Source organism: Pseudomonas sp. NPDC086278, from assembly GCF_050280905.1.
In the GTDB taxonomy this organism is placed as follows: Bacteria; Pseudomonadota; Gammaproteobacteria; order Pseudomonadales; family Pseudomonadaceae; genus Aquipseudomonas.
The window spans coordinates 12,605-25,781 of sequence record NZ_JBNNWE010000048.1 but is presented as its reverse complement, the minus strand read 5'-3'; the positions used below and the strand labels follow the sequence as shown (position 1 = coordinate 25,781).

At 58.2% G+C, this 13,177-nt stretch carries 18 protein-coding genes; 11 read left to right on the top strand and 7 right to left on the bottom strand.

From position 1 onward, the window contains the following. From ACQKP4_RS16385 to ACQKP4_RS16375, 3 genes are all read left to right on the top strand, one after another. Window positions 1-606: an arylesterase gene (locus tag ACQKP4_RS16385; RefSeq protein WP_427634708.1), complete on the top strand. Its 606-nt coding sequence runs from the start codon at window positions 1-3 to the stop codon at window positions 604-606. A 56-nt stretch (window positions 607-662) separates the two neighbouring features. Further along, window positions 663-956 carry a hypothetical protein gene (locus ACQKP4_RS16380; protein ID WP_003226812.1) on the top strand — a complete coding sequence of 98 codons (294 nt, stop codon included), beginning with the start codon at window positions 663-665 and terminating at the stop codon, window positions 954-956. Between the two features lie 102 nt (window positions 957-1,058). After that, entirely contained in the window at window positions 1,059-2,030 is a 972-nt protein-coding gene (locus ACQKP4_RS16375) for a L,D-transpeptidase family protein (protein ID WP_427634707.1), read from the top strand. Window positions 2,031-2,153: 123 nt separating this feature from the next. Here the strand turns inward: ACQKP4_RS16375 and oprI are convergent, their stop codons facing one another. After that, window positions 2,154-2,405, bottom strand: a complete 252-nt coding sequence (oprI, locus tag ACQKP4_RS16370) for an outer membrane lipoprotei OprI (RefSeq protein ID WP_003199355.1) — start codon at window positions 2,403-2,405, stop codon at window positions 2,154-2,156. Between the two features lie 641 nt (window positions 2,406-3,046). Here oprI and ACQKP4_RS16365 point away from each other — a divergent pair. Beyond that, on the top strand, window positions 3,047-3,334 hold the full coding sequence (locus ACQKP4_RS16365) for a GNAT family N-acetyltransferase (protein ID WP_020800382.1): 288 nt from the start codon (window positions 3,047-3,049) through the stop codon (window positions 3,332-3,334). Window positions 3,335-3,400: 66 nt separating this feature from the next. Here ACQKP4_RS16365 and ACQKP4_RS16360 read toward each other — a convergent pair whose 3' ends face one another. Together ACQKP4_RS16360 and ACQKP4_RS16355 are read right to left on the bottom strand one after the other, a co-directional pair. Further along, window positions 3,401-4,477 carry a 3-deoxy-7-phosphoheptulonate synthase gene (locus tag ACQKP4_RS16360; RefSeq protein WP_427634706.1) on the bottom strand — a complete coding sequence of 359 codons (1,077 nt, stop codon included), beginning with the start codon at window positions 4,475-4,477 and terminating at the stop codon, window positions 3,401-3,403. Window positions 4,478-4,605: 128 nt separating this feature from the next. Continuing rightward, window positions 4,606-5,049 (bottom strand): PilZ domain-containing protein, encoded by a 444-nt coding sequence (locus tag ACQKP4_RS16355; RefSeq protein ID WP_427634705.1) that lies wholly within the window; start codon window positions 5,047-5,049, stop codon window positions 4,606-4,608. On the opposite strand from ACQKP4_RS16355, the gene ACQKP4_RS16350 reads away from it, so the two are divergent. From ACQKP4_RS16350 to cysB, 5 genes are all read left to right on the top strand, one after another. Then, window positions 5,048-5,434, top strand: a complete 387-nt coding sequence (locus tag ACQKP4_RS16350; protein ID WP_427634704.1) for a thioredoxin family protein — start codon at window positions 5,048-5,050, stop codon at window positions 5,432-5,434. The two genes, ACQKP4_RS16355 and ACQKP4_RS16350, sit on opposite strands and share 2 nt — an antisense overlap. After that, complete coding sequence (locus ACQKP4_RS16345; RefSeq protein WP_427634703.1) at window positions 5,431-6,387, top strand: putative 2-dehydropantoate 2-reductase; 957 nt, start codon at window positions 5,431-5,433, stop codon at window positions 6,385-6,387. Before ACQKP4_RS16350 ends, ACQKP4_RS16345 begins: the two co-directional genes overlap by 4 nt. 25 nt (window positions 6,388-6,412) lie before the next feature. Continuing rightward, window positions 6,413-7,318 (top strand): 5'-nucleotidase, encoded by a 906-nt coding sequence (locus tag ACQKP4_RS16340; protein ID WP_427634702.1) that lies wholly within the window; start codon window positions 6,413-6,415, stop codon window positions 7,316-7,318. A 95-nt stretch (window positions 7,319-7,413) separates the two neighbouring features. Continuing rightward, entirely contained in the window at window positions 7,414-7,917 is a 504-nt protein-coding gene (locus tag ACQKP4_RS16335; protein ID WP_427634701.1) for a universal stress protein, read from the top strand. Between the two features lie 113 nt (window positions 7,918-8,030). Further along, complete coding sequence (cysB, locus tag ACQKP4_RS16330; protein ID WP_008148549.1) at window positions 8,031-9,005, top strand: HTH-type transcriptional regulator CysB; 975 nt, start codon at window positions 8,031-8,033, stop codon at window positions 9,003-9,005. A gap of 6 nt (window positions 9,006-9,011) precedes the next feature. Here cysB and ACQKP4_RS16325 read toward each other — a convergent pair whose 3' ends face one another. Further along, the gene (locus ACQKP4_RS16325; RefSeq protein ID WP_427634700.1) at window positions 9,012-9,494 is read right to left on the bottom strand and encodes a GreA/GreB family elongation factor; all 483 of its coding nucleotides are present in this window, start codon (window positions 9,492-9,494) and stop codon (window positions 9,012-9,014) included. A 2-nt stretch (window positions 9,495-9,496) separates the two neighbouring features. Continuing rightward, entirely contained in the window at window positions 9,497-9,907 is a 411-nt protein-coding gene (locus ACQKP4_RS16320; protein ID WP_427634699.1) for a hypothetical protein, read from the bottom strand. Window positions 9,908-10,031: 124 nt separating this feature from the next. Here ACQKP4_RS16320 and earP point away from each other — a divergent pair, with 124 nt between their 5' ends. Continuing rightward, window positions 10,032-11,174: an elongation factor P maturation arginine rhamnosyltransferase EarP gene (gene earP / locus ACQKP4_RS16315; RefSeq protein ID WP_427634698.1), complete on the top strand. Its 1,143-nt coding sequence runs from the start codon at window positions 10,032-10,034 to the stop codon at window positions 11,172-11,174. A gap of 48 nt (window positions 11,175-11,222) precedes the next feature. Beyond that, window positions 11,223-11,792: an elongation factor P gene (locus tag ACQKP4_RS16310; RefSeq protein ID WP_028619992.1), complete on the top strand. Its 570-nt coding sequence runs from the start codon at window positions 11,223-11,225 to the stop codon at window positions 11,790-11,792. A gap of 98 nt (window positions 11,793-11,890) precedes the next feature. Here the strand turns inward: ACQKP4_RS16310 and ACQKP4_RS16305 are convergent, their stop codons facing one another. Both ACQKP4_RS16305 and ACQKP4_RS16300 read right to left on the bottom strand, forming a co-directional pair. Next, the gene (locus tag ACQKP4_RS16305; protein ID WP_427634697.1) at window positions 11,891-12,310 is read right to left on the bottom strand and encodes an organic hydroperoxide resistance protein; all 420 of its coding nucleotides are present in this window, start codon (window positions 12,308-12,310) and stop codon (window positions 11,891-11,893) included. Window positions 12,311-12,646: 336 nt separating this feature from the next. Then, the gene (locus tag ACQKP4_RS16300) at window positions 12,647-13,108 is read right to left on the bottom strand and encodes a MarR family winged helix-turn-helix transcriptional regulator (RefSeq protein ID WP_427634723.1); all 462 of its coding nucleotides are present in this window, start codon (window positions 13,106-13,108) and stop codon (window positions 12,647-12,649) included. Window positions 13,109-13,177 lie beyond the last annotated feature (69 nt).

Below are 13,177 nucleotides of genomic sequence, written 5' to 3'. Positions count from 1 at the left end.
ATGCGTGTGTGGTTTTTGAGTGCTGGCCTGGCCTTGATGTGCATGGCCCAGAACGCAGCGGCGGGAACAGTCCTGATCGTTGGCGATAGTATCAGCGCCGGTTTCGGACTGGATACCCGCTTGGGGTGGGTGTCTTTGCTTGAGCAACGGCTCAAGCGCGAAGGTTTCGACGATACGGTGGTCAATGCGTCCATCAGCGGCGACACCAGCGCCGGAGGCCAGGCGCGCCTGCCCGCGCTGCTTGCAGAGCATAAACCGGACCTGGTCATCCTCGAATTGGGCGGCAATGACGGCCTGCGCGGAATGCTGCCAACGCAATTGCAACAAAACCTTGCAGCGATGATCGACAGCTCCAAAGCCAGCGGCGCCAAAGTGCTGCTGCTCGGCATGCAGCTGCCACCCAATTACGGCAAGCGCTACACCGAGGCCTTTGCCGAGGTTTTCGGCAATGTCGCCAACGAGAAAAAGATCCCGCTCGTGCCATTCTTACTCGACGGCGTGGGCGGTCATCCGGAGCTGATGCAGGCCGACGGATTGCACCCGGCCGTCGGGGCTCAGGACAAGTTGCTGGAAAATGTCTGGCCGACACTGAAACCGCTGCTTTGACGCTTTTCTAGTGGCGGTGTTTCGGCTAAGGTGGCGCCCCCGATTTGGAGGCCCCGATGCCACGTCCAGCCTGGTCCCTTTTTGCCTATCAACTGATCGAGCCTGACGAACAGCTGGACCTGTTCGCCTGCCAGGAAGTGCGGGTACATCTGGTGACCCGTCAGCTGGAACTGGGCGGTTCGGCCGATCGAACCTTGTGTGGCAGCCTGCTGCCGGCGCAACCGCGCTGGTCGAGTGTCGATCGCCGGGTGTTTCAGGATCAGCGCCTGTGCTCACTGTGCCGGGCCATCCTTGAATCGCAAAAACGTGGCACCTCGCCCATCTGGCCTGAGCTGCGTTTCGAGCTCTGAAGCCGAAAAAGATAGCGTGCTATCGGCCGACTCCCCGAATTTACGGGCGGCGGTGTACAATCCGGTTTTTTCCCCTTGTCGATCATGCGAAGGATTTTCCGGATGTTGCCGCGCTTTCCTGCCGTCACCCGCTGCCTGTCTCTTGCCGCCCTGTGTGTGGCAGGTCCCGTAGCCGCATTGGAGTTGCCCCTGCCACCGCCCGGTGAAGACATCATCGGCCAGGTTCAGGTGATCAAGGCCAAGTACGAAGACACTTTCGCCGACCTTGGCACTACCTACGATCTGGGTTATTCGGAAATGGTTGCGGCCAACCCGGGTGTCGATGCCTGGCTGCCGGGTGCCGGAACCGAAATCATCCTGCCGACGCGCTTCATCCTGCCGCCAGGCCCGCGTGAAGGTATCGTCATCAACCTGGCTGAATACCGCCTCTACTATTACCCGAAAGGCCGGAATGTGGTGTACACCTTCCCGCTGGGTATTGGTCGCGAGGGCTGGGGTTCACCGATCGCTCACACCACGATCACCGCCAAGACGCCGAACCCGACCTGGACCCCTCCAGCGTCGATCAAGGCCGAACACGCCGCAGACGGTGACCCGTTGCCGAACGTGGTGCCGGCCGGGCCGGACAACCCGCTGGGGCCATTCAAATTCAGCTTGGGCACGCCGGGCTACCTGATCCACGGTTCGAACAAGAAGTTCGGCATTGGCATGCGCACCAGTCACGGTTGCTTCCGCATGTTTAACAACAATGTGCTGGAAATGGCTGGCATGGTGCCGGTCGGGACGTCGGTGCGGATCATCAATGACCCGTACAAGTTCGGCATGAGTGGCGGCAAGGTCTATCTGGAGGCGCACACGCCGCTGGATGACAACGGCAACCCGTCGGTGGTCGACAAGCACACCGCCGTCATCAACGCGATGCTCAAGCGTGAAGACATCACCAACAACCTGCGCATGAACTGGGATGTGGTGCGCGACGTGGTCGCGGCTGAAGATGGTCTGCCAGTTGAAATCGCAGTGCCGAATACTTCGGCACCCATGGTCTCGAGCACGCCGGTCGATCTGCAGCAGTAACGCTTGAAATGAACCCGCCGACGCTCATCGCGTCGGCGGGTTTTTTATGGCCCGCAAGAAACATCAGGCAATAAAAAAGCCGACCCATAAATGGGTCGGCTTGATAACAACCCCGAAGGATTATTACTTGCGGCTAGCTTTGTCCAGCATGCGCAGAGCACGCTCGTTAGCTTCGTCAGCAGTCTGTTGTGCTTTTTGAGCAGCAGCCAGAGCTTCATCAGCTTTACGGTAAGCTTCGTCTGCACGAGCCTGGGAGCGAGCAGCTGCGTCTTCAGTAGCGGTCAGACGTGCTTCGGTTTCTTTCGATGCGCTGCTGCAACCGGTAGCCAGAACTGCGGCCAGAGCCAGAGCAGAGAATTTCAGAACGTTGTTCATCGTGTTCCCCTTCAAGGACTTTCTATTAAGTAGCTGTCTCCTCAGAGTGAGGAAATAGCCGGCGTACATACTACCCATTACTTGTAGTAAGTAAACTGACGTGTAGCAAGAAGCAAAAAAAATTGTAGGCGTTGATTCTTTTTCGAGCAACTTTTAACTGCATTGTTTAAAAAATACCCAGCCGGGAAGCCCGAGCCTGAGCGAGCCGGTGCGGAAAAGTTCCCTTCGCTCAGCGCTGTCTTTTCTGGTGTTTTGTAAAGCCTGTCTATATGGATTCGTCTGCACTTTTTACAGGTTTTGCGCAACGGCTCTCATAATCTTTATCCATCTAGAGGTGACTTTAAAAGCGCGCGCTCGTCTTAAGTCTCAACATCCGGCAATGTTCAGGCTATCGACCCGGGAAGATCTTTGGTCGAGCCGTCGCTGCGTAACCCGGAGCCGCGCCCGCTACCCCAGCATGATGACGAGCGCACCTTGAGCATTTCTGCCAATGGTGCCTACTATTTGATACGTGCTCGGTTGCGCGAGATTGGTGCAGTTCTTCTCGGTGTCCATTCAGGCACGGGGTGGCGTAGATGTTCCTTCGCCGGAAAAACATCGGTAAGGTAGGGGTCAGAATTCAAGACCCGCGAGGAGTAGTGATGAGCGAGGCGTTGTCCATCCACCATGACCAGGCTGGTCATCAGTTCGAGACCAATGTGGACGGTCATCGTGCCTACCTGACCTATATGGATCTGGGGAAACAGACCCTGGATATCTATCGCACCTTTGTGCCCAACGCATTGCGTGGGCGCGGGATTGCCGCGGCACTGACCGAGCAGGCGCTGCAATACGCCGAGGAAATGGGCTACACGGTGATTCCATCGTGCTCTTACGTTGAGCGCTACATGGAGCGTCACCAGCGGCACGCGGCCAAGCTGAGCCAGTAACCAGAAAACGCACACATAAAAAAACGCCGGGTTTAGCCCGGCGTTTTTTTGTCTGGTGAAAAGCGATCAGCCGCGATCGCGCTTCGGCAGTACGTCCTTGAGCTTGGCGTGCATGCTGCGCAAGGTATTTTCAGTGGCAGACCAATCGATGCAGGCATCGGTGATCGACACGCCGTATTGCAGGTCGGCGAGGTCTTTTGGAATGGCCTGTGCGCCCCAGTTCAAGTGGCTTTCGACCATCAGGCCGATGATCGACTGGTTGCCTTCGAGGATCTGGTTGGCGACGTTCTCCATCACCAGCGGTTGCAGGGCCGGGTCCTTGTTGGAGTTGGCGTGGCTGCAATCGACCATCACGTTCGGCTTGATCTTCGCCTTGTTCAGCGCTTGCTCGCACAGGGCGACGCTGACCGAATCGTAGTTCGGCTTGCCGTTGCCACCGCGCAACACTACGTGACCGTAGGCGTTGCCTTTGGTGGTGACAATCGACACGCCACCTTCCTGATTGATACCGAGGAAACGGTGCGGGCTGGAAACCGATTGCAGGGCGTTGATCGCCACGGTCAGGCCGCCGTCGGTGCCGTTCTTGAAGCCGACCGCCGAGGACAGGCCGGACGCCATCTCACGGTGGGTCTGGGATTCGGTGGTGCGCGCGCCGATAGCCGACCAGCTGATCAGGTCCTGCAAATATTGCGGGGAGATCGGATCGAGGGCTTCAGTGGCAGTCGGCAGACCCATCTCGGCCAGGTCCAGCAGCAATTGGCGACCGATGTGCAGACCGTCCTGAATCTTGAACGAGTCATCCAGGTACGGGTCGTTGATCAAGCCTTTCCAGCCGACGGTGGTGCGCGGCTTCTCGAAATACACGCGCATGACCAGATACAAGGTATCGGACACTTCGGCGGCGAGTACTTTCAAGCGCTCGGCGTATTCGTGGGCCGCTTTGATGTCGTGGATCGAGCAAGGCCCGATGACGACAAACAGGCGGTGATCGGTGCCATCCAGGATGTTGCGAATCACTTCGCGGCCCTTGGTGACAGTGCGCAGGGCAGCGTCACTCAGAGGGATATCACGCTTGAGCTGGTCAGGAGTGATCAGCGTCTCGTTGGAGGCGACGTTTAGGTCGTTGATCGGTAAATCAGCCATCGTTTACTCGTCAGGTCACGGGTGCCGTCCGCCAGCGAACCCGCGCGGCGGAGCACAGCAAATTAAGCGCGTCGGGGAGCCGAACCTTAGCGCGTTACGCGCCTGCTCGACAATGGGCAAACACGGGTTTAATCCAGCACTGGCTGTGCAAAAGCCTTGCGAACCGTATCGTGTGAAAACTCGTCGGCGTGCGCCTGAACCCATTCGAGGGCCAGGGCTTGGGTTTCCTGCAGGTCACTTTGCGCGTCATGCAGGCGGCAATAACGTTCGATCTGACACACCTGCTCGCCCATCCGCGCGCTGAACAGCATCTGCTCGTCGACAAAGGCAATGCCCACCAGATAACCGCGTTTGCGGCGCAGGCACCAGGCCACGTACCCCAAGTATTTCAGATCCGGGTTCAAAGTCGGCATGCGCACTTCGAGCGCCGTGCCGTGGCGCCAGGCGCGGTGGTAATTGCAAGCCATGCCGCCGAGGCTGATAGTGTGCAGCCGTTGCCGCGATATGCATTCATGCTCGAGCAACGTTAATTCGACGGGCACATCGTCAGGGTGAGGAAGAAAACGTCCCATGAACACGGACTCCATGTGTCGGCCATCTGACATTGTTTCCCCCAGTATAGTGGTGGAATCGGAACTGACCGATTTCGACGCCGACCAACGGCTACTGACAATGAGCGGTGTGTCGCTGGTGATTTTCAGCAGTGTCGGCTGCGCCAGTTGCCGGTTTGCCCGTGAGCAATTGCCCAGGCTTGATTTGACAGTCGATCGCTTGTGCTGGATCGACGCCGGGGACAATGGCGGGGTGGTCGAGCGTTATCAGGTTTTTCATTTGCCGGCGCTGTTTGTGGTGCGCGACGGTGAATTCTTCGGGGCACTAAAATCGCGTCTGACCCGCAACGAGCTCAACGAAGCCGTGGCGCAGGCACTGATGAGAACAGCAGAGGAGTTGCCATGATGGGGGCAGTGACCAAGCCGACAATCGGCATTATCGGGACCGGCGCAATCGGCGGTTTTTATGGGGTGATGCTGGCGCGTGCCGGTTTCGATGTGCACTTTCTGTTGCGCAGCGAGTTTTCGGCGGTGGCCGAGCGCGGGCTTCAAGTCGACAGCGCGCCGCATGGAATGTTGACGTTGCATCCGGTGCAAGCCTATTCATCGGCCGAAGACATGCCGCCCTGCGACTGGCTGCTGGTCAGCGCGAAAACCACCAATAACGCCAATCTGGCGCCAGCCATTCTGCACGCTGCCGCACCGAACGCCAGGGTGCTGGTGCTGCAAAACGGCCTGGACGTTGAAGACAGCCTGCGTGAGTTGCTGCCCGATTCGCTGCATGTACTCGGTGGTCTCTGCTTTATTTGCGTTCATCGCACCGGCCCCGGGCTGATTACACACCAGGCGCTTGGCGCGGTGAATGTCGGTTACCACAGTGGTCCGGCCGCTGACGAGCAGGCGCGCAAAACCCTCGTCGAGGAAGGCGTCGGGCTGTTTCGCGCAGCCGGCATCGATTCCACGGGCATGCCGAACCTGCACCAGGCGCGCTGGCAAAAACTGGTCTGGAATATCCCTTACAACGGTTTGTCGGTGCTGCTGGGCGCCGGCACCATCGCCTTGATGGCCGATGCCGACAGCCGGGAACTGATCAAGGCCTTGATGGCCGAAGTGGTGCAGGGCGCGAGGGCTTGTGGCCACGAAGTTCCGGCCGGCTATGCGGACCACTTGTTCATGATGACCGAGAAAATGCCGGACTATTGGCCGAGCATGTACCACGATTTCCTGCACAAGCGACCGCTGGAACTCGCGGCGATTTATGCCCGGCCATTGGCGGCTGCCAAAGCGGCTGGGTGTGAGCTGCCCCGAATCGAAGCCTTGTATCGCAGTTTGAGTTTTATCGATCGACGTAACACCTGAGTCGATCAACCGGAGGGGGAAGGGCATGGCAAAGACTATCGACGACAAGCTGGTACTGGCGATTTCTTCGCGCGCGCTGTTCGACTTGAGCGAAAGCCACAAGGTCTATCTGTCGAGCGGGGTCGAAGCCTATCGGCAATATCAGATCGAGCACGAAGACGAAATCCTTGCGCCCGGCGATGCATTTCCACTGGTTGAAAAACTCCTCAACCTCAACGCCAGCCTTGGCCGGGCCCGGGTCGAGGTCATCCTGGTGTCGCGCAACAGCGCCGACACCGGGTTGCGCGTGTTCAACTCGATTCATCACTACGGCCTGGCGATTTCCCGCGCCGCGTTTGTCGGCGGGCGCAGTCCTTATCCGTACCTGAAGGCGTTCGGTTGCGATCTGTTTCTGTCAACTCACGCCGAGGACGTGCGCAGTGCACTGGACGCCGGATTCGCCGCCGCGACGATTCTGTCGGGTGGCGCCAGTCGGGCGGCGAGCGATGAGTTGCGCATTGCTTTCGACGGTGACGCGGTGCTGTTTTCCGATGAGTCAGAGCGGGTCTACCAGGCTGGCGGCCTTGAGGCCTTTCAAGCGAGCGAGCGCGAATCCGCCCGCGAGCCGTTGCGTGGAGGGCCGTTCAAGGGTTTTCTCGCGGCACTCAATTTGTTGCAGCGGGAGTTTCCTGAGGATGCCTGTCCGATCCGCACTGCTCTGGTAACGGCGCGTTCGGCGCCGGCCCATGAACGGGTGATTCGCACATTGCGCGAATGGGACATTCGCCTGGATGAATCGCTGTTCCTCGGTGGCTTGACCAAGTCGGCGTTTCTTGAAGCCTTTGCCGCCGACGTGTTTTTCGACGATCAGGCTGGCCACTGCGAGCTGGCGCGCGAAGTGGTGGCTACCGGTCACGTGCCCCACGGCATAAGCAACGAGCAAAAGGTTTAAGCCCTCCGTTCAACGCGTTACGCCAGACGTCGCACTCGCCAAGGCACTGCTAAGCTGAATCAAATCTCCGCCATGTTGGCACGCGAGGAGGTCATATGATTCGGTCGATGCTGTATGCCACTGACCTCGGCTTGTACGCACCGTTAGTCATGCAGCATGCCCTGGCGCTGGCGCGGACCTTCAATGCCGACCTGTATGTGGTGCATGCGGTGGAGCCCATGGGCCTGTTTGCCGAATCGGTGTTGCAGAGCTACCTCGATGAGCGGGCGTTGAACGAGTTTCACAGTGAGGGCCTTAACACGGTGATCGCCAGCATCGAGCAGCGGGTGCTCGACAGCTTTCGTGAAGAGTTGGGGGAAGAGGGGGAGCAGGACCTGGCGCGGATTCAAGCGGTGCGGGTGCTTCAGGGCGATCCGTCGCAAGTCATTCTTGACCAGGCGCAGAAACTCTCTGTGGATTTACTGATCGTAGGTAGTCATAGCCACGGCGCAGGGGCGGAAACGCCATTGGGCAGGACCGCCGCGCGCGTGTTGCAACTGGCTCGTGTGCCGGTTTATCTGGTGCCGCTGGTTGAACGTCGTCGCCAGGATGATCGCTAGAACACGAATAGTGGCAGTTTGATAAAAAAGTTCTAGATTTATTATTCAAACCATTAATATAGTTATATACCGTCGCTGATGCCCGTGGCGTCTACCTGCTTTGAGGGATTCATATGAAGCTTCAACAATTGCGCTACATCTGGGAAGTGGCGCACCACGACCTCAACGTTTCCGCTACAGCCCAAAGCCTTTACACCTCGCAACCGGGCATCAGCAAGCAGATCCGTCTGCTGGAAGACGAATTGGGCGTCGAGGTTTTCGCCCGCAGCGGCAAGCACCTGACCCGTGTTACCCCGGCCGGCGAGCGCATCATCACGACCGCCGGCGAGATTCTGCGCAAAGTTGAAAGCATCAAACAGATCGCTCAGGAATTCTCCAACGAGAAGAAAGGCACCTTGTCGATTGCCACCACGCACACCCAGGCCCGATATGCGTTGCCGCCGGTGATCAGCAATTTCATCAAGCAATACCCCGACGTTGCGCTGCACATGCACCAGGGTTCGCCGATGCAGATCGCCGAAATGGCCGCTGACGGCACCGTCGATTTCGCCATCGCCACCGAAGCGCTTGAGCTGTTCGGTGATCTGGTGATGATGCCGTGCTACCGCTGGAACCGCTGTGTCGTCGTGCCTCAGGGCCACCCGCTGACTAAACTGTCGAAGCTGACCCTCGAAGCGCTGGCCGAGTACCCGATCGTGACCTACGTGTTCGGTTTCACCGGCCGTTCAAAACTCGACGAAGCCTTCAGCCATCGCGGCCTGACGCCGAAAGTGGTGTTCACTGCCGCCGACGCCGACGTGATAAAAACCTACGTTCGTCTGGGCCTGGGCGTGGGCATCGTGGCGAAAATGGCGGTCGATGCCAAACTCGACAGCGACCTGGTCATGCTCGATGCCAGCGACCTGTTCGAATCCAGCATTACCAAAATCGGTTTCCGTCGCGGCACTTTCCTGCGTGGCTTCATGTGCGACTTCATCGAGAAGTTTGCGCCGCACCTGACACGTGAAGTCATGGCCAAAGCCATTCAGTGTCACAACAAGCAGGAACTGGAAGAGCTGTTCGACGGCGTCGAACTGCCGGTTCATTGATCCTCTCTAGATAACCTCGGTAACAGCGAACTGTTGCCGAGCGCCCGCCACCAGAATCTCTACCTCGTCCCCTTCGAACTTGCCCAGCAGGCTTTTGCCCAGCGGTGAGCGAGGGGTGATGACGGTAATCCACTGTCCGACCAGATCGACCTTCAGACCCGCCGCATCCGGCGCCAGAAACAGCCACTGCTCACGTCCCTTTTCGTCTTCCAGACCGAGCAGGGCGCCAACTTCGATCCCGCGTTGATCGTCATAAGGCCGCAAGGCCAGGTTCTGGCACAGCGTCAGTGACTGACGAATCTCTTCCACGCGTTTAGCTTGTCCGGCCGCCAGGTATGACGCCTCGAGGCCCAAGGTGTCGTACTTGTTTTCAGCGATGTTTTCTTCGTGGGTTGCGGTTTCATACGCGGTTTGCGCGGCACGCTCGGCGATGTCGAGGTCGACCCGCAGCTTGTCGATGATCAGTTGGTGGACAACGTGCTTGTTCATGGTCAGTCGCAGTATTGCAGGACGTTGGCGCGGCTTTTTTCGCTGGGCGCGGTCTGGTCCTGTTGCAGCCAGAACTGGCATCTCGGATTGGACAGGTTGCGGCTGGAACTGCGGGCCTGATCCATTCGTTGTTGCTGTTCGTTCTTGCGCAGGTTCTCTTCGTACTGTTCGAACAATGGGCTTTGCGGTGGAATGTCCGGCACCGGCTGCGCCACCACTGGCGGCTTGGCCAGTTGTTCTACCGCTTGCGCGACCGGCGCCAGTTGCTCGCTGAACAGCAGGCGCGACGCGAGCCAGCAGGTCAGTGCGATCGCGAGAAATCCCAGCCATAAACCGAGCGCGATGCTGGCGCTCAGTTGCAGTGCATTAAGCTGGATCGGCAATGGACGGCGCGGGGTGGGACGGTGGGGCATGGCTGCCTCCTGGCGGGTGATCGCGGATGAGGGGCGATTGTCGCACGAAGATTAATCGCCGTCGGCTCTTCTGCGCGAGGTAATTTATGCGGACAATCGGCGCCTTTGCCAACGGGAGCCTGGAATGCCTGAACTGAAAACCCGCTGGGATATTTTTTGCACCGTGGTCGACAACTTTGGCGACATCGGCGTGACGTGGCGCCTGGCCCGGCAATTGGTGGCCGAACATTCGCTGTCTGTGCGTTTATGGGTCGATGATCTACGTGCCTTTGAACGTCTGTGCCCTGAGATCGATATTCATCATGCTCAGCAATGGCAGGAGGGGGTCGAAGTTTGTCAGTGGCCCACTGACTGGTTACCGACCGGCGCGGCGGACGTGGTGATCGCCGCGTTCGCGTGCCAATTGCCAAGTGCCTACATGGGCGCAATGGCCGAGCGGGAAAAACCGCCACTGTGGATCAACCTCGATTATCTGAGCGCCGAAGACTGGGTGATCGGCTGCCACGGGCTGCCGTCGGTGAAGTACAAAAACGTGCAGAAATACTTTTTCTTTCCGGGGTTTCAGCGTGGCACCGGCGGCTTGCTGCGTGAAAGCGGATTACTTGAACGGCGCAGGACATTTCAGCAAAGCCCCGAGGCTCAACGTGAATTCCTGCAAGGGCTGGGGATTGATCGCGCACCGAATGCGCAGTTGATCTCGCTGTTCGCCTATGAGAATGCCGGGCTGGCCAGTTGGCTGGACGTGATGGCCGCCGATTTGACACCCACGCATCTGTTGGTGCCTGAAGGGCGGATTCTCGGCGATGTCGCGCGCTGGCTCGGGGTCGACGGCTTGGTCGCCGGCGCCGTGCATGTGCGCGCTGGCGTGACTGTGCAAGTGCTGCCGTTCGTCCGCCAGGACCAATACGATCGTTTGCTCTGGTGTTGCGATTTCAATGCCGTGCGCGGTGAAGATTCATTTGTCCGCGCGCAATGGGCGGGGCGGCCGCTGCTCTGGCATATCTATCAGCAGGAGGACGACATCCATCTGGACAAGCTGGATGCCTTCCTCGCGTTGTACGTAAAAGGCTTGTCCGGGCCTGCCAGTGACGCAATCAGCGGTCTTTGGCGGGCATGGAATGCCGGTGAGAATATGTCCGACCACTGGTTGGCGACCCGTAAACACTCGCCAGAGCTGCAAAAACACGCCGAGGTGTGGTGTCTGGAACAGGCCTTGCAGGCGGATCTTGCCGCGGCGCTGGTACAGTTTTATGTAAATTGGATATGATACGCGGCCTAGATTTTTGTAAATCCCATCCAAATTCGGATATTCGCAATGAAAACTGGTAAAGAACTGAAACCCGGTACCGTGATCCGTCTCGAAAACGATCCTTGGCTGGTTCAGAAAGCTGAATTCACCAAGTCTGGTCGTAACAGCGCGATCATGAAGACCAAGCTGAAAAACCTGCTGACCGGTTACAAGACCGAGATCGTTTACAGCGCCGACGACAAGCTGGACGACGTAATCCTCGACCGCAAAGAAGCGACCCTGTCCTTCATCAGCGGCGACACCTACACGTTCATGGACACCACCGACTACACCATGTACGAGCTGAACGCTGAAGACATCGAAGCCGTTCTGCCTTTCGTTGAAGAAGGCATGACCGATGTTTGCGAAGCGATCTTCTTCGAAGAGCGTCTGGTTTCCGTAGAACTGCCGACCACTATCGTGCGCGTAGTCGACTACACCGAAGGTTCCGCTCGCGGTGACACTTCCGGCAAAGTCATGAAGCCTGCCAAGCTGAGCAACGGTACTGAGCTGCAAGTTGCTGACTTCATCGAAATCGGTGACAAGATCGAGATCGATACCCGCGAAGGCGGTTCCTACAAAGGCCGTGCTAAATAAGCACCGCTTGCGTAATGAAAAAGCCCGACCAGTGAGTCGGGCTTTTTTGTGCCTGATGAACGGCGGTAACAAGAGCAATACAGGTTTTGGGCGCCCGATTAGACGGTGACGTGCAGGCGCACATCGACGTTGCCACGGGTGGCGTTGGAGTACGGGCAGACCTGGTGCGCAGCGTCGACCAGGCTTTGCGCGTCGGCTTGTTCAAGACCCGGCAGGCTGATGTGAAGGTCGATGTCCAGGCCAAAACCGCTAGGGATCTGACCGATGCCGACATGGGCAGTGATCGAGGCGTCGTTCGGGATGCTGCGCTTGGTCTGGCTGGCGACGAATTTCAGTGCGCCGATGAAGCAGGCAGAGTAGCCGGCAGCGAACAGTTGCTCTGGGTTAGTCGCCGCGCCGCCCGCACCGCCGAGTTCTTTCGGGGTAGCAAGTTTGACGTCGAGGATGCCGTCGCTGGAAACCGCACGACCGTCACGGCCGCCAGTGGAGGTAGCGATTGCGGTGTAGAGAATTTGCATGATGTGAGCCTCGTTCGGATTTGGTTTGTTTGCGCTAAATGTTTGCGCGCTAAGTAAGTGCGAAGTGAATGTATCGCGCGAATATTTAGCGCGCAAGATAAATTTTTGGAAAAGTTTTGCCAAAGCGCGGCTCTCAAACTCCCGATTGGATGCAGGGGTGCGAGTTAGAGCGGTTTTATCGGGATTTTCAGAGCGGAATTTTTTTCAGGAGCCGCACAAACAAACTGTGGGAGCGGGCTTGCTCGCGAATACGGTGTGACATTCAGCATTGATGTTGACCGACACAGCGCATTCGCGAGCAAGCCCGCTCCCACGAGGATTATTGGTGATCCGCAGTCAGAGGCTGTCTTGCAGATTGCTACGCAGTGCTTGCAGTTCGGCTTGCAGTTTTTGTAGCCGCTCAAGGGTAATGCCGCTGGCTCCGAGGATGCATTTGGGAATATCCCGAGCCTGGTCCCGAAGCGCCCGGCCCTGCTCGGTCAATCCGACAATCACCACGCGCTCATCCTCTCGGCTGCGGGTGCGGCTCAGCAGGCCTTCGACTTCCAGGCGCTTGAGCAAAGGCGTCAGCGAGCCGGGATCGGTCAACAGGCGATTGCTGATTTCACCGACTGTCAAACCATCCGTTTCCCACAACACCATCATCGCCAGGTACTGCGGATACGTCAGGCCCAGCGCTTGTAGCAAAGGCTTGTAGACCTTGGTCATCAGCAGCGAGGTCGAGTGCAGCGCGAAGCAGACCTGGTTGTCCAGCAACAGGTCGTCGCAGTGATCGGGGGTGGGGCGGTCGGTGGTCATTTCAAAGCCTTGATCAGTGATCTGCATGAATTTAGCGGGCGAATCTTTGAGGCGCCAGATAATTCTCGA